Source organism: Candidatus Paceibacterota bacterium (genome assembly GCA_041666915.1).
Lineage (GTDB): Bacteria > Patescibacteriota > Minisyncoccia > Phycocordibacterales > PALSA-1337 > C7867-002.
Window position 1 is genome coordinate 38350 of the sequence record JBAYFZ010000003.1, and the last position, 24038, is coordinate 62387.

General features: G+C 35.5%; 22 protein-coding genes. 7 read left to right on the top strand and 15 right to left on the bottom strand.

Annotated elements, in window-relative coordinates; genetic code table 11:
- The first annotated feature begins 1 nt into the window (after position 1).
- On the top strand, positions 2–1114 hold the full coding sequence (locus tag WCS89_03205; protein MFA6554491.1) for a glycosyltransferase family 4 protein: 1113 nt from the start codon (positions 2–4) through the stop codon (positions 1112–1114).
- Positions 1115–1131: 17 nt separating this feature from the next.
- Here the strand turns inward: WCS89_03205 and WCS89_03210 are convergent, their stop codons facing one another.
- Both WCS89_03210 and WCS89_03215 read right to left on the bottom strand, forming a co-directional pair.
- Positions 1132–2157, bottom strand: coding sequence for a glycosyltransferase (locus tag WCS89_03210; protein MFA6554492.1), 1026 nt, complete (start codon positions 2155–2157; stop codon positions 1132–1134).
- The gene (locus WCS89_03215) at positions 2150–3130 is read right to left on the bottom strand and encodes a GHMP kinase (GenBank protein ID MFA6554493.1); all 981 of its coding nucleotides are present in this window, start codon (positions 3128–3130) and stop codon (positions 2150–2152) included. The genes WCS89_03210 and WCS89_03215 overlap by 8 nt, the downstream gene beginning before the upstream one ends.
- A 56-nt stretch (positions 3131–3186) precedes the next feature.
- On the opposite strand from WCS89_03215, the gene WCS89_03220 reads away from it, so the two are divergent.
- Both WCS89_03220 and WCS89_03225 read left to right on the top strand, forming a co-directional pair.
- Positions 3187–4110: an NAD-dependent epimerase/dehydratase family protein gene (locus WCS89_03220; GenBank protein ID MFA6554494.1), complete on the top strand. Its 924-nt coding sequence runs from the start codon at positions 3187–3189 to the stop codon at positions 4108–4110.
- Entirely contained in the window at positions 4107–5315 is a 1209-nt protein-coding gene (locus WCS89_03225; GenBank protein MFA6554495.1) for an HAD-IIIA family hydrolase, read from the top strand. The genes WCS89_03220 and WCS89_03225 overlap by 4 nt, the downstream gene beginning before the upstream one ends.
- A gap of 25 nt (positions 5316–5340) precedes the next feature.
- On the opposite strand, the gene WCS89_03230 is transcribed toward WCS89_03225, so the two are convergent.
- The 13 genes from WCS89_03230 to WCS89_03290 are packed head-to-tail and all read right to left on the bottom strand — an operon-like array spanning position 5341 to position 16919.
- Complete coding sequence (locus WCS89_03230; GenBank protein MFA6554496.1) at positions 5341–6114, bottom strand: alpha-1,2-fucosyltransferase; 774 nt, start codon at positions 6112–6114, stop codon at positions 5341–5343.
- A gap of 9 nt (positions 6115–6123) precedes the next feature.
- On the bottom strand, positions 6124–6855 hold the full coding sequence (locus tag WCS89_03235) for a methyltransferase domain-containing protein (protein ID MFA6554497.1): 732 nt from the start codon (positions 6853–6855) through the stop codon (positions 6124–6126).
- A 9-nt stretch (positions 6856–6864) separates the two neighbouring features.
- Positions 6865–8508, bottom strand: coding sequence for a glycosyltransferase (locus WCS89_03240; protein ID MFA6554498.1), 1644 nt, complete (start codon positions 8506–8508; stop codon positions 6865–6867).
- Complete coding sequence (locus tag WCS89_03245; protein ID MFA6554499.1) at positions 8501–9439, bottom strand: class I SAM-dependent methyltransferase; 939 nt, start codon at positions 9437–9439, stop codon at positions 8501–8503. The genes WCS89_03240 and WCS89_03245 overlap by 8 nt, the downstream gene beginning before the upstream one ends.
- Complete coding sequence (locus WCS89_03250; protein MFA6554500.1) at positions 9436–10314, bottom strand: nucleotide-diphospho-sugar transferase; 879 nt, start codon at positions 10312–10314, stop codon at positions 9436–9438. Before WCS89_03250 ends, WCS89_03245 begins: the two co-directional genes overlap by 4 nt.
- Before the next feature lie 47 nt (positions 10315–10361).
- The gene (locus WCS89_03255) at positions 10362–11402 is read right to left on the bottom strand and encodes a glycosyltransferase family 10 (GenBank protein MFA6554501.1); all 1041 of its coding nucleotides are present in this window, start codon (positions 11400–11402) and stop codon (positions 10362–10364) included.
- Between the two features lie 4 nt (positions 11403–11406).
- Positions 11407–12135 (bottom strand): FkbM family methyltransferase, encoded by a 729-nt coding sequence (locus WCS89_03260; GenBank protein ID MFA6554502.1) that lies wholly within the window; start codon positions 12133–12135, stop codon positions 11407–11409.
- A gap of 2 nt (positions 12136–12137) precedes the next feature.
- On the bottom strand, positions 12138–12884 hold the full coding sequence (locus WCS89_03265; GenBank protein ID MFA6554503.1) for an FkbM family methyltransferase: 747 nt from the start codon (positions 12882–12884) through the stop codon (positions 12138–12140).
- A 4-nt stretch (positions 12885–12888) separates the two neighbouring features.
- Entirely contained in the window at positions 12889–13749 is an 861-nt protein-coding gene (locus tag WCS89_03270; protein ID MFA6554504.1) for an alpha-1,2-fucosyltransferase, read from the bottom strand.
- Positions 13750–13761: 12 nt separating this feature from the next.
- Entirely contained in the window at positions 13762–14550 is a 789-nt protein-coding gene (locus tag WCS89_03275) for an FkbM family methyltransferase (GenBank protein ID MFA6554505.1), read from the bottom strand.
- Positions 14540–15820 carry an ABC transporter ATP-binding protein gene (locus WCS89_03280; protein ID MFA6554506.1) on the bottom strand — a complete coding sequence of 427 codons (1281 nt, stop codon included), beginning with the start codon at positions 15818–15820 and terminating at the stop codon, positions 14540–14542. Before WCS89_03280 ends, WCS89_03275 begins: the two co-directional genes overlap by 11 nt.
- A gap of 8 nt (positions 15821–15828) precedes the next feature.
- Positions 15829–16659 carry an ABC transporter permease gene (locus WCS89_03285; protein ID MFA6554507.1) on the bottom strand — a complete coding sequence of 277 codons (831 nt, stop codon included), beginning with the start codon at positions 16657–16659 and terminating at the stop codon, positions 15829–15831.
- An 11-nt stretch (positions 16660–16670) separates the two neighbouring features.
- Positions 16671–16919, bottom strand: a complete 249-nt coding sequence (locus WCS89_03290; GenBank protein MFA6554508.1) for a helix-turn-helix domain-containing protein — start codon at positions 16917–16919, stop codon at positions 16671–16673.
- A gap of 264 nt (positions 16920–17183) precedes the next feature.
- Here WCS89_03290 and WCS89_03295 point away from each other — a divergent pair, with 264 nt between their 5' ends.
- The 4 genes from WCS89_03295 to secA all read left to right on the top strand — a co-directional run bounded on the left by WCS89_03295 (position 17184) and on the right by secA (position 24032).
- On the top strand, positions 17184–19445 hold the full coding sequence (locus WCS89_03295; GenBank protein MFA6554509.1) for an O-antigen ligase family protein: 2262 nt from the start codon (positions 17184–17186) through the stop codon (positions 19443–19445).
- Between the two features lie 371 nt (positions 19446–19816).
- On the top strand, positions 19817–20866 hold the full coding sequence (gene murB, locus WCS89_03300) for a UDP-N-acetylmuramate dehydrogenase (GenBank protein MFA6554510.1): 1050 nt from the start codon (positions 19817–19819) through the stop codon (positions 20864–20866).
- Positions 20867–20925: 59 nt separating this feature from the next.
- Positions 20926–21216 (top strand): GIY-YIG nuclease family protein, encoded by a 291-nt coding sequence (locus WCS89_03305; protein ID MFA6554511.1) that lies wholly within the window; start codon positions 20926–20928, stop codon positions 21214–21216.
- A 116-nt stretch (positions 21217–21332) separates the two neighbouring features.
- Positions 21333–24032 (top strand): preprotein translocase subunit SecA, encoded by a 2700-nt coding sequence (gene secA / locus WCS89_03310; GenBank protein ID MFA6554512.1) that lies wholly within the window; start codon positions 21333–21335, stop codon positions 24030–24032.
- The last annotated feature ends 6 nt before the right edge of the window (positions 24033–24038 follow it).

Here is a 24038-nt window from a genome sequence, read left to right on the forward strand (position 1 = left end):
CATGAAACTGATTTACCTAACTTCAAAAAGATTCCCAGCGACTACGGCCGATCATTTTTTTGTCAAAGAGATGGCCAAAGCTTTTACGAAGATTTTGTCAAAAGATTTTTTACTTGTAGTGGCAGACAACACTTCCGATGAGCTCAAAGATATTTCTTATAAGAGTTTGGAACTCAAAGCTATAAGACGTCTTGGTATTAGATATTTTGTATGGTTGCCATATTTTATTTGGAAAGATGGTCTAAATAATATAGACACATTATTTTTTTCCAACGATGCCAATCTATTATCAATCCTCATTTTTTGGAAGAAAGTTTTTGGTTTGAAATACAAGATTGTTTCTGATTGGCATATGTTGTTTGAAAATTGGCGAGATAGGTTTGTTTCAAAAAATAGTGCAAAAATGATTACAACCACAGATCATTTGAAAGATTTGTTGGTTGCTAGTTCTGGCGTTGATAATAAAGATGTCCTGACTGCTTATGGTGGAGTTGATCTGTTGAAGTTTGATGCTGTTACAGAGTCCGTATCTTCTTTGAGAAATCGTCTAGGTTTACCAGTTGATGCTTTTATCGTTGGTTATATAGGCTTTTATAAGACGATGAAAATGACCAAAGGTTTGGATACTATGATAAATGCTTTATCTTTGATTGAAGATAATAATATAAAGATGGTTTTTGTTGGTGGTAAACCAGATGAGATAGAAGAATATAAGCTTATAGCAAAGAATACTGGCGTTGCTGACAGGATCGTCTTTGTGCCAGTTGTACCAGCCGACGGTATGCCAGCTTATGAAAAGGCCATGGATGTTTTGGTTATACCTTATCCTGACCGGCCTCATTTTAGGAAGTACGGTTTTCCTATGAAAGCTTATGAATATTTGGCTAGCAATAGACCAGTTTTATATTCAAATCTTCCTATAATGAAAGAGGTGCTTGCTGGTTGTGCTATTTCTTTTGAACCAGGATCAAGTCAAGATTTAGCCAATAAAATTCTTGAATTGAAATCAAATCCAAATAAGGGAAGTGAACTCGTAATGAATGCCTCTAAGAAAGTTGTCAGTTGTACTTGGTTGGAGCGTGCAAAAAATATCGTTGAGTTTGTGAGGGGTTAGAGGTGAAATCAGCCCAACTACATCTTTAGTATACTTTTTATCAGTATCTTAATGTTGTCAATTGATTTTTTATTCGTAACTAACTTATAGAGTGGTGATGTTTTAAACGCTTTCCACGTCTTCAGTCCTTGAGTGGTATTAAAACCACAAATTGTTCGCCATCTTTTGTAGACGATTTTATTTAGAGAGTCACTATTATAGATATTAGATTTTATATTTTGTGAGATTATTTTCGATAACCAAATATCCTCTTTTTCTATAAAAGATTTAATAGTCTGATATTCTTTTGGTAGTATGGAATTATGGAGACGAATTTCTTCTTCAGATGGTTTTAGGTCAATTTTATTTAATAATCGAAGTCTAATATTTGTGGCCACATCGGATGTTTCTTTTTTGAAAATTTGCGATGTACTTTTGTCGTGAATACGGTATTTCAATAATACTTTATCAATATTAGCAACGTGGAAAAAATTAGTGCACCTGCTCCAAAGATCATAATCTTCACCGTGATTTAGGTTTTCATTATAGGATAGACAAAATTTATCGAATAGACTTTTCTTTATCATTACTGAAGGATGAATAAGTGATGTGTTAAATAGAAGGCTAGCCCTAATATCTTCAGGATTTGTATAAACTTTATTTACTGTTGATTTACCGTATCCGAACGATTTACACCATGAACCGCATAGACCAACTTCGGGGTGAGAATTCATAAATTCTACCTGTTTTTCTAGACGCTTAGGTAAACTTATGTCGTCAGCATCCATTCTAGCGATATATTCTCCTTTGGCCTCTTTAATACCTAAGTTGAGTGCTTTTGGTAGATTATCATCAGCAGTACGAAATATAAGACGTATTCTATTGTCATTGAATGAATTTATTACATCTAGGCTTTCTTTGTTTGTAGTTGCAGAGATTAAAATTAGTAGTTCAAAGTTTTTGTATGTTTGATCTAAAATACTTTGTATAGCCTGTCCGACGTATTGTTCACCGTTATGAACAGGTAAAATAACACTTATCAACTGTGGTTGTTTTTTATTCATTCTTAAAAATGATCTCAGATTTTTTATTGGTAAAAGAGAATGGAATATGACGCAAATCTTTCAAAGCATCTTTTAGTTTTTCTTGATTCTTCTTTTCACAATAGAATAGGAGACAACCACCACCTCCAGCCCCTAGAAGTTTGCCGCCCAAAGCACCATTTTTAAGTCCAATCTCATAGTATTTATCAATAATACTATTTGATATTGTTGAAGCCACTGTCTTTTTTAGAAGCCAACCTTTGTGTAGTAATTCTCCGAATTTATCTATACTATCGTCTTCAAGGGCATTTCTCATTTCATGGGCAAGTTCTGTCATCTTTCGTAGGGTTGATACAGTTTCTCCGGATTTTTTTATATTATTCTTTTGTTCGCCTAGGATATCATCGGCTGAACGAGTAATCCCGGTGTAAAAAAGTACAAGATTTTCATTTAGTTCCTTCTTTTTCTTAGGAGAAATATTTACGGGCTCCACTATGACCTTGTTATTTGGAAGAAATCTATAAAAATTAAAACCTCCATATGCTGAGGCATACTGATCCTGTTTTCCAATTGGATGTCTGAGTTTGTTTATCTCTATATCACAAGCATAAGAAGCAAGTTCTTCGGGAGTTAGCTTTTTGTGTTTATATGCACTTAGTGCGTTGTATAAACCAACCGCAAAAGCGCTTGATGAGCCCAGTCCAGTCTTTGTTGGCACATCTCCAGAACTAGCAATTTCAAGCCCTGTGATTTTTGTATCAGTGAGGATGGTCCTGAATATATCGTTTTTTAAATCTCTTGCGTCAGTAACTTCTTCAGTTTGGGAATATTTTACTAATAATCTATCAGTGTAAAAGTTTGGATGTAAAAAAATATGGATGTATTTATCGATTGCTGTGCTGATAACAGCACCTTCCTGTTTTTCATAAAAATCTGGCATATCAGATCCACCTCCTGCGAAACTTATACGAAGTGGGGTTCTACTGATTATCATATTAATCAATATTATACTATTCTATCTTTATTTCCAAGCTTTGTTATAATACAAAAATGTTAAAAAATAAGACTATTTTGGTAACCGGTGGTGCTGGATTTATAGGATCCAATACCGTAGAACTTCTTTGTGATCAGGGGTATTCGGTTCGAGTAATTGATGATTTGTCTTTCGGGTTTAAGAAATTTTTGGACCCTAGAGCGAAATTTTATGAAGCTTCAATAGCAGATGAGAAGGTACTAGAAGAAGCTTTATTGGGAGTTGATGCGGTATTTCACTTTGCAGCATCGAGTATTATCAAATTTTCTATTGATGACCCAGCATCTTATTTTGAAAATAATATAATCAATGGCGTTAAGTTGCTCGATTCTATGCGTAAAATTGGAGTAAAGAAAATTATCTTTTCTTCCTCAGCTTCTGTATATGGTGAGCCTGAACAAGTCCCAGTAAAAGAAGATCAGATGAAAAAGCCACTTCAACCTTATGGGGCTAGTAAGTTAGCCTTTGAAGCTGTGTTATCAGCTTATTACCATAGTTTTGGTATAGAGAGTACCTCATTGCGATATTTCAATGCTTATGGCCCAAGAGATGAGCAAATACCTGCTACGAGGGCGGTACCGATGTGGATAAAGGAAATATTGGCGAATGAGCCCATTAAAGTATATTGGAAAGGTTGTCAACTTAGAGATTACGTCTTTGTAAAAGATATTGCTCAAGCACATATAGATGTTCTTGATCTTGGTGGTTGTAACGTCTTCAATGTTGGTTCTGGTACAGGGGTAGTTATGACAGATCTATTGGAAGAAATATTCGAGATTATTGTCAAACGAAATGAGGTTATTGATTTGGGTGAACGTGTAGGCGATCCGATGAAACTTGTTGCGGATACGAGTGCAATATACAAAGCTGTTGGATGGAGACCAAAATATTCTTTACATGATGGGCTTGTAGAAGCAATAAACTTTTATAAGAATCAATGAAAGCTGTAATTTTATGTGCAGGACTTGGTACTAGACTCCGTCCTATAACAAATACGATCCCTAAAGTGATGATTCCTATAGGGGGAAAGCCATTACTTCAACATCATATAGAATGGCTGGTCGGAAATGGAATAAGAGATATAGGGATAAATTTATTTTATTTACCTGAAGTTGTGGTGGATTATTTCGGTGATGGATCAAAATTTGGTGCACGTATACATTATTCGCATCAGAAAACTTTATCTGAAACTGCGAGCGGTTTCAAAAATTTTAAAGATTTTGTTGGCAATGAAAGTTGTTTGATTGTTTATGGAGATAACATGTTTGATTTGAGTGTTTCAGATTTTTCCGATTATCATAAGAAGAAAGGAGGCCTTGCAACTATTGCACTCAAAGAATGGGAAAATCCAGGATCAAAAGGTATAGTTGGCTTGGATAAAGAAGAAAAGATCTTGTGGTTCAGAGAAAAGCCACAGCCTCATGAAATAACAACAAATGTTGGCAATGCGGGAATATACATAGTAGAACCAGAGATTTTTTCTTTCATACCTAGTGATAGAGATTATGATTTTGGTAAGGATATTTTTCCAGCACTTTTGAATGAAGGCAAATTTATTTATGGATACCATTTACAGGGGTATCATATTGATATTGGCTCCCCAGAAGCTTTAGTGAAAGCTCGGGAAGATTACAAAATATTGTTTCCCAATAAGGCAATATTTATTGATCGTGATGGCGTCTTGAATAGAAAACCTAGAGAACATGACTATGTAAAGAATTTCAGCGAATTTTTTTGGAATGATGGGGCTCAAGATCTGATTAAAGAATTTAAAACTCGGGGATTTTTGGTTATTGTTATCAGTAATCAACAGGGAATTGCTAAGGGTAAGGTTTCAGAAAAGTTCATTGAGGATTTGCATAAAAAGATGAACGAAGATCTCAAAACTATCGGAACGAATATCGACGGTTTCTATTATTGCCCGCATCTTGAATCTGAAGGTTGCGTGTGCCGGAAACCTAGCCCAGGACTTTTATTTAAGGCTGAATATGATTATAAGATTGATATGTCTAGAAGTTTTATGATTGGTGATTCCAAAAGCGATATTGAGGTGGGGGACAGGGCTGGATGTTTTACAATTCAAATTGAGACAGATCTAATTGGTGGACGTTCTGTTCTAGATAAGATAATGCAGAGAGATAAATAGTTTTTGGTTGATTTTAGACAAAGAATTATAGTTTTATCCAACTAGAAGGAATAAGACCTGTCTCTTCTTTATTTTTTTCAACAAACCATTTTTGTGGTGTTGTTACGATTTTTTGTGGGTTTGTATTTAACCAAGCACTCCACCAACTAAATGTGCTGTTTGCTGTGATATTATGTTTGCATTGAGTCATAAGGTAGAGTTCTTCAGAATTAGAAAAACCATTTCCAGATACGAATTTGATTGGAATATCAAAAGGTATCTTTAAGTTATTTCTTACCCAATCTATATCATCGGAAAAAACAAATACTTTTAATTTATTACTCGAGACATCATTTGTTATACCTAGTGTGGTACGAATTTTTTCTATTGCTTTTGAGTAGTATTCTAGTGGAATTTGAAGGTAAACTTTTTGGTTCTTTGTTGCCAGGTAGTCAGTTCGTCGTATGTGGAGAGAAACTGATTCAGTATTTTTAATTTCTGAAAGATAGGGGTTTAGCTTTTCTTCGTTAATATTTTTTAGTTGGAATTCTTTTCGTATTATTTTTTCTATAGATTTAAAATACTGTTCACTTTGGAAATAGCCTATAACATGTGTATTGAAAGGATTTAATCTATCAATAAGATTTGCCACTTTCGCGTTGATTGAGAAATTTCCTAATTCGTAAGTCCGAAAATTCTTTCGGTCGTATTCTCTCGTATCTAATAATAGTTTCGTATTATTTTTTATACTCAAAGAACGTCCCATTGCATATTGGAACATTTGATTACCGAGACCTCCTTGTAGTTTAACGATGATCATCTGTGGGATTTAAATCTTTTGCGCTAAAACGTGGTATCCAAAGCATAGTAATTCTTTGGAACCGATATCTTTCTTGTTGTATTTGTTGAGTAAACGCAACATAAGTTTGATCGAAAGTTTTTCAAATATACTTACTTTAGTATTGGAATATTTACTAACAATGTTTGGTACACGACGTATCTCTTGAGCAATATATTCATAGTAGTTTCCATTAGGTATTATCTCTAATACCTTAAAACCGTTAGCTTTGAGCACAGTCTCGTAGAAGTATTTATTGAAGCCAGTCGCAAAATGGTAAGGAGTAAAGTGAGATAGACTGCAAAATGGGGCAGTGATAATCAGTTTGCCGCCAGATTTTAGTAGGCGAGAGAATTCTTTGAAAGCTTCGTTGGGATAAGGGATATGTTCCAGAACCTCAACGCACATTACGGTGTCAAAGGATTTGTCTGGCCTTGGTATTGAACCAATGTCACTAACGATATCTAATTTGGAGTTGTCCCAGCTACCTGGTTGTAGGGCTGATTCGTTGCCTCTACCATCATACTTAGCGAAGTCCTGAGAAGTATATTTGAGATGCTGACAGAATTTTTTGTATTGCAATTCACCAGCGCCGGCATCTAGAATGGATAGGCCCTTAGGTATCTTTTCTAGCGTTGATTTGAGCCAAGTCTCGCGAACTGTTTTGTTATTGGTTCCAATGCTACCATCGGCGAATAGTTTTTTTATAATATTGATCGTCATATCTTTAAGTTATTTTTTAATAAACCAAAAACAACCACAGCCGTAATTTTGAATATTTGCGATTTCTTCTGTAGCATTCTTTATAATTCCAGCATAGCTTGCATTATCAGGAATCAGGGTGAATTCTTTCAGATCGAATCCTGTAAATAATGAAACAATCTGTTTATAGGAGTAAACACGATGGGAATTGAATATAACCTTTGGTTTCCCAATAGGTATAACAAAGAGCAAGCTTCCTCCTATTGCTGTAACCCTCTTTAGCTCATCTATAGCTTTGATGTCTGCTGTGGGATCTATTGGATCACCATATCTCCCTAGTCCTATATGTTCTACTGTATGCATGCATGATATAGAAGTGATACTGTTGTTTTTTAACGGTAATGAAAGAAGATCTCCTTTTCTTGATTCTAAATCACTCAATGTTATCTTTGCTGGACGAAAGTCGTAGAATTTTACGGGTATAAAGGCTGATAGTATTGATGAAAAAGAAAGTGTTGATGATATGTCTACGTGAAATTCTGGGTTAATTTGTTTAACTATCCTAGCCGCCCAAGCAGGATGGTAAATATAGTGAGTATCAAATTTTGTGTCCGCGGTTTTGTCATTCAGTTCTGGTCGTCTATTTTTCCATGAGATTTTAAATCTATAGTCTTTTTTAGACGTAGAATATTGTCGAAATTTTACGAATTCTTTTAAGTAGATTGTATATTTATAGATCTTTTTTATTGAATTGTAGATTTTTGAAGGAATAAATCTTTTTATTTTTGATAAAAAGGAACTATCAGATAGAACTATTTTGTAGCCGGTTGTACCAACCTCGCCTGACTTGACTCGTATAGGTCTGTAAATGTAGTTTCTATATTCAAACCATTCTTTTCCACCTTTTTCACTGGCAATGTACGCAGCATCCTCATCATTTAATAAGTGTAAATATGGCAATATCATTTTGGTTGCCATGATTGAACTTTTACCAATATCTTGAGCCTTACGAACAAACAAGGAATTAATACCATAACGATGTAAATAATATGAATTAGGTAACACAACAAATTTTGCTCCGTTGACGAGTTGTTTGAGAGTAAAACCCCATGCTTCCTGAACCCCTTCTCCATATTCCCAATAACCACCGATTTTCTCCCAACTTTTTTTCGTGTACATGAAGTTACCACCAGGTCCGGGATTGATTGGTCCAGCTAAGAAATCTGCTAGATTCATAACGCCTGGTTTATATGTCCACTTGTGTGTTATTTTATTTATTTTATGTTTTTGAAAATAATGGTATTCACTGAAAGAAGCCATGTCAGCGTTTTCTGAAAGCAAATAGTTTTTCATTCGTTTGATACTTCCTGGAATCAGGACATTGTCTGAATCTAGATTGAAGATAAGGGGATTCTTCGATCTTCTAACACCTATATTGCGACTTGCGGGACACCCAACATTTTTTGGATTATCAATTTCGATTATCGTTGTAAACCTTTTTTTGAGCTTCCGAATAACGTCTCTTGTCGCATCTGTTGATGCATTGTCAACGATTATAACTTCATCACCATCTTCAAAGTTGCCATTATAAATAGATTCGACCGCTTCAGCTAAGGTGTCAATACTATTGTACGCCGGTATGACGAAGCTTACTTTTTGATTATTGTTATTCATTTTTTCTGAAAACTATTAGAACCGAGTGTCCGATAATAAATTTGGTGACAGCTGACACCCCTGTACAAGCTATGCGTCTTGAAATTGGCATTATAAATTTGGTTATAAAACCAATCCTCTTCCTTAGTTTGGTTTCAATATTTTTATATGCAAGTTTCATTGCATATCCGGAGTGGTATTCTTGTAGGGGCTCTAGGTGAACAGATTCTACGTACATATCAAAATATTTTTGTAATTTTATTAGAGAATTTATATCCCATAGGCCCATATGGTGAGGTGGCATATTCAGACTTATTTTATTAGATTGGAAAATAATACTATCGTTGTTGGGGACGCTTATTATCATTAGTCCTCCAGGTTTCAAGACTGACAGGGAAGATTGAATAAAATTTTTGACCTCAGGTACATGTTCTAGAACTTGGAAAGAACATACCATATCGTATTTATTTGGATTATTTAGAGAGAATTTTTCGATGGAGTCGGTTTTTACTGAGATACCAGAGTTTGTACATGTTCTTGCTGCATCAGAATTCATTTCTAAGCCTTCAACAATAGCACCTTTATCTTTTAAGGTCTGAAGAAAACTTCCTCGGGCACATCCGATCTCAAGTACCTTATTTCCTTTATTGACATAGTTTGATGCAATTATATGTTCCCACTTATTATTCATGTAGTACCATGGGAATTTTTCAATTTCTTGATAGAATTTATCATCACCGGCTGTATTGAATGGGGAATAGAAACGGTACCCGGTATCGATACACTTGAAGATAGAGATATTTTCAATTGATTTAAAAAAGCTCTTGACGTCTATGTTTAAACCGTTCTTATATTCATCGATTATTAGAGAGATTGGGATTTCTTTTTCTAGAATAACGTTATTTGAACCTGTTATTGGGCTTTTTGGTGTCATGGTATTTAATGTTATCATATTTTATTCATAATATATTTCGTAGTCTTCTTTATTGGCTCTGGAATTACTCTTAATAATTTTTGTATTAGAAATCCGATATTATTACCGTTAAACATCTTACGATGTGTCATGAGATCGGCAGACAAATTAATTCTAATTACTTTTGGATGAATCAGAGGAAATATAATAGGGTAAGTGGGTAGATTTGAATATTCTGTTATTGTTGGTGTGTGTGTTGCTTCATTACCAAATCCAATATTAGAAACAAGATTAACATTAGGAAGTATTGATAAACCATTATTTTTGTTTACGGATATTAACCATTGTTTATCCCAACTAGAGTAACGTTTTTCTGGTGAGATGCAATTGAAATCATAATAATTCCATGCACGCTTCCAAGTCGCCCATCCCCAGATATGAGTATATTCGGAGAAATAATATGATGAATTTCCACGTTTTTTACCATATTGAAAATTATTACCACTTATGTGCATAATTTTATTGTTATTTTTGTAGTATTCTAATAATTCCTGACAATAATAATAAAATGATTCATTGGGGAGACAATCATCTTCCAAGATTATTCCATATTCAACATTGTCAAAAAACCAATTAATGGCTGTTGATACCCCATGACCACAACCGAGATTTTTTTCTTGGAATAATGTTTTTACTTTACATGGCCAGTCTATTTGCTTGGTTATATTACGAGCATCAGAACATAGTTGTTTGTCTTCAGATTTATTATTTCTTGGACCATCTCCAGCAATAAATAATCTTTCTGGTTTAACTTTGCGGATCGATTCGAAGACCTTTGCTGTCGTTTGTGGTCTATTAAAGATAATAAATAGGACAGGTATATCCAGTGATTTTTTTATAGTTTGTTTGTCCATGTTCTTTTATATAAATAGTTGGTGTTAGATAAGTTTTTCGGTTCAGTCTAACGTCCGGCGTCAACTTTTACAGTTGAAGCTAGCTTGCTATATCTTTTTTTGAATAATTTTGAAGATATTCTAGAAATTATACTTGCACCCCTTGTGATTTCCGGTTTTATTGTTACCCTAACTTTACTAGAATGAGCGTTGTCTCTATTTAATGTATTCATCACCTCACATAATCTAGGAAAAATCTGATATCTATCTAATATCTGTTTTTTTGCTTCAGATATTTCTTTATGGAATTTTCTGTAATAATCATTTTGAATAGCATTTTCAATAGCCAATATTGCTTCAAAAGGTTTATTTATATCTATCTTTACTATTGTATTTGGAGAAAAATAATCATCGATATTTGGGCAGCCAAAATAGAATGGATAAGATTCAGCTAATAATGAGTCCGCGAGTTTTTCAGTCCAATAATTTTTATATACGTTATTTTCAATAACTACGTGATATCTGTAAGGAGCGATTCCGTCCCATTTGTCTGATATCATGTTGATACCGGAACCTAACACATCGAGTTTTTCTTTGAAATGATCTTTTAAAATTTTTATGAATTTTAATCTTTTTCGGTGTCCTCGGGTCGTAGTTTTACTCGATGATATCACTGATATTAATTTTGTCTTGGATATATCGGTAAGCCGTTTCAATTCATCGTAACTCTTTGTGAAAGGACCAAGTTTATTGTTTTTTAAATCAAAATGAGCACCAATATACCACGGTAAGAGCTGGAATTTAAAAATATTTTTATTATCTAATCCTTCTTGAGTAGTGATGATGGTATTAAACTGCTTGGTGAAGTCTTTGTTGTATTTTTTTATACTTGGAGGTTCACCTGTAATAAGTATTGTATTTTCCGGATAGCACTTTATTGTTTGTTCTCTTGGTATTCCATCAATGATTACCCACCAGTCAAATTCTTCTGTATTGTCGTCTGTATAAAATTGGTAATTTCCCCAAATCCCCTTTGATTCTGGAGTCTGTCTCAAGAATGACCAACCATGAGAGTTTGATGATATTTTGACTTTGATTCTTTCGTTCATATTATTATGATTTGTACCCAATCAATCTTTTTATAGACCTCTTGATTTTCTTCATTATTACTTCGTATTTATTTTTTAGTGGTTCTTTGTATGTATTGAAAATAGATTTTTTTAATATGAAAATATCATCGATTTTGATTCTAGTTAGTTTCTTGTATCCTTTATTAGACAAAAAATTATTTAGACGTTTATCTTCAAATGGATTTTCAACAGAGATACATTCAATATGGAAGCGACCAAAATCAATTGATTGTAATATTTCTAGTTCGCCACCTTCAGTATCTAAACTGAAGTAGTCTATATGGGAAAGCCTGAATTTTTCTAGGACATCGTTGATTGTCATTGTTTGAACATCTATTGTGGTAGTTGTAACTCCACGTTCTGATGCTTCTTTTTGTAGCCTGTCAAGGTATCGTTTATCAAAGGTTTCAACTAATCCAGAAATCTGACCCATATCTCCAGGCGCTTCAATAAATTTTTTTGTAGTAGCTTTATTCGAAGAGATAGCTATGTTTGTTGTCTGACAGTGGCGGTTTTTTACAAGTTTTTCGTAGGCGGACTTTCTTGGTTCTATACATAAACCTGACCAACCCCTTTCGCGTTCAAAGAAAAGAGTATTGCTACCAACCACTCCGTCATCTGCACCCATCTCCAGAAATACTCCATTTTTGAATTGTTTGAATACATTTTCATCGAGAAATTTATCCTGATTGTATTGGCTATAGTATCTCATGGTTATTTTATTAGTTCTGTTCTGATAAAAATTGCATCCCCAGAGATTAATACATTATCTTTGTCATAGTATAGATTGAAATTTTTATAAAAATGGTAATCATATTGAGCTAAGAATTTCTCTATGTCTTTGAATAATGGTTGGTTTTTGTAAATAGCTACAAATTCAACTTCAGAGTATATAAGATCAATAGCTTTTTTTGAAAGCATCTCTTTTGCACCTTCAAGGACCAACATTTCTCCACCCTGAACATCTATTTTGAGAATGTTTATATGATTCAAATTATTCTTATCACAAAAATTGTCGAGAGTATTTGTAATAATCTGAATTTGTGATTTTGATTTCAAATTTTCTTTACCGCTGTATTTATCGTCGAAAGGTAAGAGGGAATTGGTATAGTGACATTCGTTAGAATAAAAAGATGCTGTTCCGGTGTGATTTGAAAGGGCGATATTGTTTCGTAGTGTCATTTTGTCGCCGTCAGTATTGTTTGAATATATTTTAAAAACATCCTTGAATGGTTCGAAACCAAATATTTTACTTTTTGGAAATAGTTTACGATATTTTTGTGTTGTCTGACCTACATTTGCTCCGACGTCAAAAATAATTTTAGTATTGGTATCTCGTAATAATTTTTTTTGTTCAATGAAATCTGAAGTCATTATTATTTTCCTTAGGCTTAAATCAAGACCAAGAAATTTTCTTGCCATAGATTTTATTAATTTCTTTGTATCTTGTATCAGTTTCATTATGTTAGATTGTTATCCACGATTTCAATATTAGATGTTTGGTATATTCCGCATTCATGACTGGGTCGATAAACCATTTTTTTGGATTGATTACGATTTTGTTAGGGTTGGCATTCAACCATGCACCCCACCAACTAAATGTACTATTGCCAATAATGTTGTGTTTACATCTACTCATTATCGACAGCTCTTCATAGTCAGTTATTTCTTTTCTAGATACAAAAGTTACTGGATTAATAAAATTTAGATTTTCTTTTGCCCACTTAATATCGTCAGAAAAAACAAAATAATGCGGGTTACTCGTATTTTTAGAGATATAATCAACAGCTTTTTCGTAGTAATCAACTGAAGTTGTTGGTTTTTCAAATTTCACATTTCCCAACATGATGTCACCCCTTCTAATGTGGATAGAAACAGAGTTGGTATTTGTTATGGCGTTAATCTCGTCTTTGTATTTGAGATCTATAGACTGTTTTAATTTGAATTCTTCCCTGAGAATGTCTTCTATTCCTTCAAAATATTTTGGACTTTGAAAAATTCCACGTATGTACATATTTTTTCTCTTAATACCGATAAGGTTTTTATCAAAAGCCCAGTTTTTTTCCCAGACAAATCTTCTCCTGTAATAGGGTATTAATCGTTCGAGGTAGTATAGAAAATCTTTATTTTTTAGTTTTTTGCATTCACTCTCGGTTGCGACAACATCTTTGATATTAAAGAATCTAATTTTAAGAGCGTCCATTACGTTGACGTAACTCCTAAGATCGAGCTTGATTTCTGTGTGACTGTCATGTGCAAATTTTCGTGCAGCAGCGTACTGAAACAATTGATTTCCTAATTGACCTTTGAAAGCAGTGATAATCATGATGATGTTTAATTATTTAGCGTATACGTCCCCGTAATAAATTGGTTGATTGTTTGCATGTTTTTTTTCTATTTCAGATAACAAGTGTTCAGCATTAAGCCAATACAGTGATGCCATTTTAGAGTCTGCTGCAATTACAAAATTGAATTCCGTAAAACCTATTGACTGTAATTTAGATACACATCGCTCGGTGTGCTGTTTGTCGTCAGTGTGGAATTCAAAATTTATAAGCGGGATTTTTTTTGATAAACCTGATAGTACTTCATACTCAAATCCCTCAACGTCTATTTTGCAAAAATATGGTATGCCATATTTGGAGATAAGTTTGTCTAACGTTGTTATCTTAACTTTTTCGGTTTTCTCGAATGTGTGATATTTTGTTCCTTGTTGCCATGTCTTGATAAAACTAGAAAACCCTGGATATTTCGTAGAAATGTTGATTTCAGCCTCACCATCTTCTTTGCCAATACCACATCGCTCAACCGCCACATTTTTATTATTTGTATATTTTATTCTGAGGCGGTTGGCCAAATCAGATTGTGGTTCTACTGCAATAACCTTGCATCCTAATTTTAAAAATAGATTAGTTTTGTCACCAATATTGGCTCCGATATCAAAAATAAGTTTATTTTTGCCGATGTATTTGTTGTAAAATATAAGTTGCTTCCTATCCGATTCCAAGTCTTTTAATGATTTGATTACCGTCAAGTTTATAAATTTACCAGTCAGATATTGTCTTAGTATTTTTATACTTTCTGAATATGGTCGTTCAAATAATATTTTTTTAATTTTATTTTTCATTTTGTGTGATTGGTTGAGTCTCGTATTTTAAAATAGTGGCTATTTTACCCCAATGATTATCTCCGAATATTGCTTGTCTTGGATTGTTTTTATTTGTAATTTCAAAATTGATGTCTTTGACTATATCTACACCACTCTTACCCTCATTGAAATGTTTGAAGCTTATTACTACAGAAATATTGCCAATTTGAAATAGGGAACTCGGTATTTCAACTCGAGTTTTATATTTTCCTACTTCATAATCGCGATGTTTTCCATTGGCATCTCCTTCTGTAGATACTAATATCAAATCACCATGATAATAGAAGTGAAGTACAATAAGTTTATTTTCTAATTTTTTTCTAACATCTAATTCTATCTCTATAAAAAACTTTTCTCCAACGGGTATTTGAGTCTGAGATTGATTGTCTTTGTCTAATATAACCACTCTTGTGATCTGTCCCTCGGGATTATTGTTGATAGGATATTCTGTAATAGAATCAAGAGTTCTTTCTGATTGTAGATAGTAGTTGATAACTTCTGAGGTTTTGCCAAATTTAATAAGCTCACCTTTTTTAAGTAAAACAGTTTTGGTACACAATCTTTCAATCGCATCTAAATTATGGCTCACGAAAATGATCGTCCTTCCATCCTGATGCGTTACCTCCTCTATCTTACCCAAACATTTCTTTTGGAATTCGGCGTCACCAACGGCCAAGACTTCGTCAATGATCAAAATATCTGGTTCCATGTGGGCGGCAACGGAGAAGGCGAGGCGAACGTACATGCCACTGGAGTAATATTTTACGGGTGTATCCAAGAATTTTTCAATGCCAGCAAATCCGACGATTTGATCAAATTTCTTGGCTATTTCTTTTTGGGTCATACCTAGAATGGCACCGTTGAGAAAAATATTCTCGCGGCCGGTAAGTTCTGGATGGAAACCGGTTCCAACTTCTAGGAGACTACCGACTTTACCACGAAGGATTATTTCTCCTTCGGTTGGTGGGGTGATTTGAGAAAGAATTTTCAAAAGAGTTGATTTGCCGGCACCATTTTTACCGATGATACCTATAACCTCGCCTTTATTTACGGTGAAGTTAACATCTTTGAGTGCCCAGAAATCTTCTTTCTTTTCTAAACCAGCAACTGATTTGGCTTTTGTTTTTAGATAAGAAAGAGGTTGCTTGATTATATTCATCATGACGTCACGCAAAGCAATATAACCACCACGCTCATGGTTTATCTTATATTTTTTACTTATATTTCTTACTTCAATGATAGGTTCCATATATTTTTTTAAACAATATCTGCGAAATATCTTTCAACTTTCTTGAAAACATAAATTCCTACGAATAAAAGTATTACACAAGCAATGAATGAAATACCCAATAACATCCAGTTGATGGGTGCTGTACCGAGTAAGGCTGCACGAGCATTTTGGATGACTCCCATCATTGGGTTTAGAGCTAAAATTGTTGAATATTTGCCAGCAATACTAGCGGGGTAAATAACTGGCGTTACAAACATAAGAATTTGGATGAAAAAGGGAAGGGCGTATCTAACGTCGCGGTATTTGACGTTGATAGCGGCTAGGAATAGTCCGCCACCAACTGATGCCATGAAAGTGATAATAAGTAGTAGTGGAACAATGAAAAGACCGGCTAGATGAGGAACGTACCCATAGTAGAACATCAGGCCAATCAATATTACTGAAGCAATAATAAAATCAACCAGCTTTGTCATAACTGAAGAAATGGGGAGGATGAGTCTTGGAAAATAAACTTTGGTGATGATGGCTTGATTGGTTACTAAAGTAGTACTTGTTTCGGAAAGAGCACCGGAGAAGAATTGCCAAAATAGAAGTCCGACATAAACGAATATAGGGTAGGGTACTCCGTCAGAAGGGATTTTTGCTAGTCCACCGAAGAAGACTGAAAAGATAACCATTGTTACGAATGGTTGGAAAATAGCCCAAGCAACACCGATAGCAGTTTGTTTGTATCGGACTTTGAGATCTCTCCAAGTAAAGAAATAAAGTAATTCACGATACTGCCACAGCTCTTTTAGATCAGAGAAATGGAATAATTTTTTTGGTCTTATGACTGTAATTGAAGAATTCGTTGTCATGGTTTTAGATTTTACCATTTGTTTATCTTATTAACGACTTTCTTTTTTAGTGAAAGATAAGACTTCACAGCTTCTTGTTCTATTTCGGGGGAGAGGACACGTAGGATTTCTTTGCCAAGGATGCGGTACTGTCCACCAACTTTATTGGCACGGAGCAAACCTTTTTTTAGAAGGCGTTTGACCGTACTTTCACTGATCCTCAAAATGTCTTGAGTCTCAGAGGTTGTATATACACTGTTTGGTTTGATTTCTTCTGCCATAAGGTCATTTTAGCTGAAGTGTCAAATGGTGTCAAATAGGGTCAAAGACACATCAGAACATTCCTTTTGAAAGCCGAGAATCTGTCTGAGCGCAGTTTTAGTTTCTTAGTAAAATGCGAATGTCCTTGGAATTACGAGAGGACGATTAGTCCTCCGTAATTCCTGAGCAGTTTACTTAGAAAGTAAACGGAGCGAGTCTCGCAGGCTTTCAAAAGGAATGTTCTGACGTGTCTTTGGGGGTTCAACATTGAAATCCGTACTGGTATGATGTACGATACCCTTACTTTTACTAATATCAATTTACTCAAAAATATGCCCCTCAAGAAAATAGTTCATGGTATAACGGTCGCTTCTTTATTCCTTTTGCCGCTTTTTGCTCTATTTCCAATACCTCATACTCCGTTTGAAGTATCTAACCTTTTCTTTTTCCCATTCATTACCGGTAAAGCTTTCTATTTCAGATTGATGGTTGAGGTCGCTTTCGCAGGATGGCTTATCTTAACTTTTATTGATGCAAAATATAGACCAAAATTAACACCACTTACTATTGGTGTAACTTTGTTTACCGTTATCGCTTTTCTTGCGGATATTCTCGGGGTCAATCCTCTTCGCAGTCTTTGGTCAAACTTTGAACGTATGGAAGGTTGGATAACAATAGTTCATTTGTGGGCATTGTTCATGGTAACTACAAATGTCTTTGGTTCTGGAGAAGAAGGTAAGAGAATGTGGCATCGTTGGTTGAATATGTCTCTTGCTGTTGCTTTGGTCACTGCCTTTTATGGATTGGCTCAATATTTTGGTTGGGCAGAGATTCACCAAGGTAGTACACGTTTGGACGCTTCTCTTGGTAACTCAGCATATATGGCAGTTTATATGCTGATCCATGCTTTCATCGCTGCTTATATGTATTTTGTTGCTAAGGCAAAAAAGATTGTCAATGCTGATTTTTTGAAATGGTTTTATCCTATAATTTCTTTATTGTTTGCTTTCCTTGTATTCCAAACACAGACTCGCGGTACTATTCTAGGACTCATCGGAGGAATTCTCTTGGCTCTTGGTCTATATGCTTTGCTCGCCAAAAATGAATCAAGTAAATCTCGCGGTATTGCGGTAGGAGTTATAGCTGTCATCATCTTGATCGGTGTTATCTTCTGGACGAATCGCAATTCTTCTTTTGTTCAAAATAGTCAATTGCTCAATCGTATGGCTAGTATTTCTTGGTCAGAAGCCAAGGGTCAAGCTCGTAATTACATTTGGCCATTAGCTATAAAAGGTGCAATGGAAAGACCAATTCTCGGTTGGGGACAAGAAAACTTCAACTATATATTCAATGCCAATTACAATCCGGCAATGTACACCCAGGAACAATGGTTTGACCGTGCTCACAGTGTGTTCATAGATTGGTTGGTTGCAGGTGGTTTTGTAGGTGTTATTGCATATCTTGCATTGTATGTACTATTACTTATGGCAGTCTGGAAATCTTCCATGACCATTGCAGAAAAGAGTGTTCTTACAGGACTTACGGCTGGATATTTTATCCACAATATCTTCGTCTTTGATAACTTGGCTAGTTACGTTCTATTCTTTACTGTTTTAGGTTTTGCCAATTCACAAACTAGAAGTGAACATCGTACATTATTTGGTAAAAATACAGTTAGCAAAGATGCTGTTGAATATGTAGTCGCTCCGATAGTTATAGTTTGTCTGGTTGGTGTATTGTATTTCTTCCAATATCGTTTGGTACAAGCCAATACACGTCTTATTACTGCTCTGGTTTCTTGTTCAGGAAGCGGTCAGCCAGATGCGACTTTGTATGAGAAAGCTTTGGATGTAAATGTTTACGGTGCCAACCAAGAGATTCGCGAGCAGATACTTAGTTGTGCTGGTAGAGTTATTCCTTCTCAACAACTTGCAGGTCCTATCCGACAAGCTTTCTTTTCTACAGCAATGAATGAGATCCAAGCTCAGATAAAAGCTACTCCTAAAGATACTCGTATTTATACTTTAGGTGGTTCATTCTTGAATAGTATAGGACAATTCAATGAAGCTTTACCTCTTCTTGAAAAAGCTCATGAATTATCACCAGCAAAGCAATCAATCTCCTTTGAGTTGGCAACTGATTATTTGAATCTTGAAAAAGCCGATAAAGCTGTCATCTTACTAAAGCAGGTTTATGAAACCACTCCAGATTTTTATCAAGCAAAATCTTCTTATGCTACAGCCTTGGTTCTTTCTGGAAAAGAGACAGAGGCTAGAAAGATATTTAGCGATGATTTGGGAATCTTCAACACCGCTCAGATGGCAAAGGCTTTTGTGATGCTCAAACAATATTCCAAAGCTATTACAATATATAGAGGTTTGATAAAGGCTAATCCAAAAGATGTAGATCTCCGTGCTCAATTGGCCCAGATACAATATATGGCAGGTCAGATTTATGAAGCAGTTGCAACTTTGCGTGATATAGAAAAGAGTAATCCAGAATTGAAAGCTCAAATTGACGCTACTATAAAGCAGATACAAAAATAGGGGAAAAGGGTGCCCGCACTTCGAAGTTCCGTCAGGAACGAAGAAGTGGGGATAACTTGTTGAAAACTCTAAAATAGTGTGGTAGTATACCAATGTGTGAAGTACGGTGTGAGATCTCCTATATAAATGTTTCGCAAAGTCCCGCCTCGGCGGGCTTTTGCGTTGTGGAGAGGTGGGGTTTTTACGGAAGCGAGGCTTCCGGAGGTGTAACCTCCGTAAATTTTGCGTTCGCAGTAGCTTTTAAGTTATAATACTTGAGGATTGTACCAAGTGACGGCGACGGTTGTACTCACATAATTCTAAACATTTTATTTGGAGCTCGCACCCGTCGCCATCATTGGGCGCAAAATTAGTGCACAACTTAAATATTCATGACTATTCAGGAAAACATTCCGCTTGCACAGTATACAACGTTCAAAATTGGCGGATTAGCTAGATATTTTTGTGTGGTTACAAATGAGACAGAACTTATTGAAGCTGTAAAATTTGCTAAAAGTAAAAAGTTGCACGTATTTATTTTGGGTGGAGGTTCAAATTTGTTGATTTCAGATGAAGGTTTTCGTGGTTTGGTTATAAAGATAGAAAATCGTGGCATTTCTTACGTAAATAATATGGTTACAGCATTTGCTGGTGAGATCTGGGATGAATTTGTTGCAAATACAGTCAGTCGTGGTTTTGGCGGTTTAGAAAATCTTTCTGCTATCCCTGGGACTGTAGGTGCTACCGCTGTACAAAATATTGGAGCTTATGGCTCGGATGTTTCCAGTGTTATTGAATCGGTTAGGGTTTTTGATACTAGTAATTTGGAATTTGTAGTTTTTTCAAATTCTGATTGCGGTTTTGATTATAGAGATAGTATATTCAAACATCAGAAAGGTCGCTTCATCGTAGTTAGTGTTACTTTCAAACTTGAAAAGAATAAGAAAGTAGATATTGGCTACAAGGATTTGGCGGAATATTTTTCTAAAAAAGGCTTTGGTGTAGATAGTTCCGATGTGGGCAACTCTGGTGCGGATGAAAAAATCCCTTCAATTTTAGAAGTTCGTAATGCGGTTATTGAAATACGTGGTAATAAATTGCCTGATTGGAAAATGTGGGGGACAGCAGGTTCATTTTTCAAAAATCCGATAATTAAAACTAAACAATATGACGATTTGAAAAAGAAATTTCCAGATTTGCCAGGTTTTGTAGAACCAAATGGAATGATTAAGATCCCTCTTGGTTGGATTTTGGATAAGATATGTAATTTTAAGGGACAATTTTTTGGTCACGTTGGTGTCTATGAAAAACAAGCTTTGGTTATTGTGACCAGGCCTGGTGCAAGTTCTACTGAAGTCGTAGAACTTACTAAAAAAATGCAAGATAAAGTCAAAGAAAAAACTGGTTTGATAATAGAAGCAGAGGTTGAGTGGGTCAATTGATTTTGTGTCATTCCCGCGAAGGCGGGAATCCAGGATATTACCAAAACATAACGAATAATATGAATAAGGTATATTATGTTTATATATTAACAAATGATAAGAATGGTACTTTATATATAGGTGTTACTAATGATCTTAGAAGAAGATTGCATGAACACAAGAATAACCTAGTAAAAGGATTTACAGAGAAATATAGTATTCACAAATTAGTTTGGTACGAGTGTACTAATAGTATTGATTCTGCAATACAAAGAGAGAAACAGCTTAAAAAGTGGAATCGTAGATGGAAGATTAGATTGATTGAAGAAACTAATCCAATTTGGAAAGATTTATCCAGTAATGATCTATAGTGGTAATATCCTGGATTCCCGCCTTCGCGGGAATGACACAAGAGGCAGTAATGTAACAAAAAGAAAGCACACAAGGCTCGCCTCACCTCAATAAATGTGATAAAGTGGCTCTACGCATGTCATTTTTGGATAAATTAAGAGGTGGTTCTCATACGAAGGCCTTGAAAGGGTTTCAGCCTATCGTAAAAGAGATAAATCAGCTTGAAGCAAAGATTCAGGCTCTTTCTGATGAAGAATTGAAAAGAAAGACAGTTGAATTTAAAAAAAGACTTGAAATAGTTGATCCTAAATCTGGCGAAACCTTGAAATTTACCGACCCTGCAGAAGAAAAGAAAATTTTGAATGCGAAATTAAATGAGATTTTGCCCGAAGCTTTTGCAGTGATTCGTGAAGCATCTCGCCGTACTTTGGGTCAGAGACATTTTGATGTTCAACTTCTGGGAGGTATGGTTTTGAATTCTGGAGGTATTGCAGAGATGCGAACTGGTGAAGGTAAGACTTTGGTGGCCACATTACCAGCGTATTTGAATGCTCTGACTGGTAAAGGTGTACATATTGTTACAGTCAACGATTATCTCTCTAGACGTGATGCCGTTTGGATGGGTCAGATTTATTCTTTCTTGGGTCTTTCTGTAGGTGTTATAAACCACGAAGCATCTTTTTTGTATGATGCTACTGCTGTCACACCTAGTGGTGATATCCTGGATTCCCGCCGAAGTTTATCCTCGAAGGGGACGGTAAATGACAACAAGAGCCAGGAGGTCACACCTCCAGATTCGCTTCCAGATTCACTAGATAAAGAACGCGATTCACTCGGTGCTTTCAAAGTTGTTCATGAATTTCTACGACCAGTTTCTAGGCACGAAGCCTACATGGCTGACATTACTTATGGTACTAATAATGAATTCGGTTTTGATTATTTGCGTGACAATCTAGAATATTCTAGAGATAGGTTGCGTCAGAGAACTTTCAATTACGCTATTGTTGATGAGATTGACTCTATTCTTATAGATGAAGCTAGGACACCTCTCATTATCTCTGCACCAACTCGTGATGCCGAAAGTACTTACAAACAATTTGCCCAGCTTGTTACTTCATTCAAAAAAGATGAGGACTACACGGTTGAGGAGAAACATCGTTCAATCTCTCTTACTCCAGCTGGTATTACCAAAGCTGAAAAGGCTCTGGGTATAGAAAATATTTATACAGAAAAGGGTATCAAGTCAGTCCATCATTTGGAAACTGCTATCAAGGCCGTAGCTTTGTATAACAATAACAAAGAGTATGTGGTCAAAGATAACCAGATCTTGATCGTTGATGAATTTACAGGACGTATTCAACCAGGAAGACGTTGGTCTGATGGTTTGCATCAGGCTATAGAAGCCAAAGAAGGTGTTTCTATTCAACAAGAGTCTAGGACTTATGCATCTATTACATTCCAGAACTTTTTCCGTATGTATCCGAAGTTGTCGGGTATGACAGGTACAGCCGTCACTTCATCTGAAGAATTTTTCAAAGTTTATGGTTTGGAAGTTACAACGGTGCCTACGAACGTTCCTGCTGTTCGTAAAGATGAGAATGATCAGATCTTCCGCACGGAGATCGGTAAATACAAAGCTATTTCTCGCAAAGTAAAAGAGCTTCATGCCAAGGGTCAACCTGTTCTTATTGGTACAGTCTCTATTGAAAAAAATGAAGTTTTGTCACAGTTTTTGAAAGCGGAGGGTGTTCCTCATGAAATTTTGAATGCCAAGAATCATGAACGTGAAGGAGAGATTATCGCTCAGGCTGGCAAAAAGGGTGCTGTGACTATTGCCACAAACATGGCTGGTCGCGGAGTTGATATCAAACTTGGTGGTAATCCAAATACTCCAGAATCTTATGCAGAGATAAAACAAAACGGTGGTCTTTTTGTCCTTGGTACAGAGAGACATGAAGCACGTCGCATTGATAATCAACTTCGAGGCCGTTCGGGTCGTCAGGGTGATCCGGGTGAGACGCAATTCTTCGTTTCTCTTGAAGATACTCTCATGCGTGTCTTTGCTTCGGATATGTTGAAGTCAATGATGGGTAAGCTCGGCATGCCAGAAGATGAGGCTATTGAACATAAGATCATTTCTAGGTCTTTGGAATCTGCTCAAGAAAAGATTGAGGGATTCAATTTTGATTCTAGAAAACATGTTTTGGAATTTGATGACATCATAAATCACCAGAGAACTGCTATCTATGGTAGACGTCGCAAATTGCTTATGGGTACAGTTGATGATGTTGAAGCGGAGTTAGGTCAGATTATTGGGGGAGAGAACTCTGATGTTACGGGAATAATTCAAAAGAAAATTGCAGAATTTGGTCGCGAACCTTTCTTGATGGCTGTTCGTATAATTTTATTACAGACGATTGATATGTATTGGGTGGAACACCTAGAGGTAATGGATTACACGCGTTCAAGTGTAAATCTACGCGCTTACGGTCAACGTGATCCTCTGGTTGAATACAAGAAGGAAGGTCTCAGACTATTCAAAGAAATGCAGGGCGCTATGAGGGAGCAAGTTATTAAAATCATTCCTCATGTAGTCCCAGTCAATGATGGTAATCCTATTGTCAGCAGTAATTCAAGCAATTCAAATGGCGCTTCAAAACCTGTTGGTATTCAAGCTGATCTGAAGGAGGTTCATGAAAATGCTCAGATTATTGGTGCAGGTGATGGCTCAAGTAGTTCAAATTCTATTAAAAAAGAACCTGAAGTAGGTCGCAACGATCCTTGTCCTTGCGGAAGTGGTAAGAAATACAAGAAATGTCATGGGGCGGGGAAGTAATTTTTC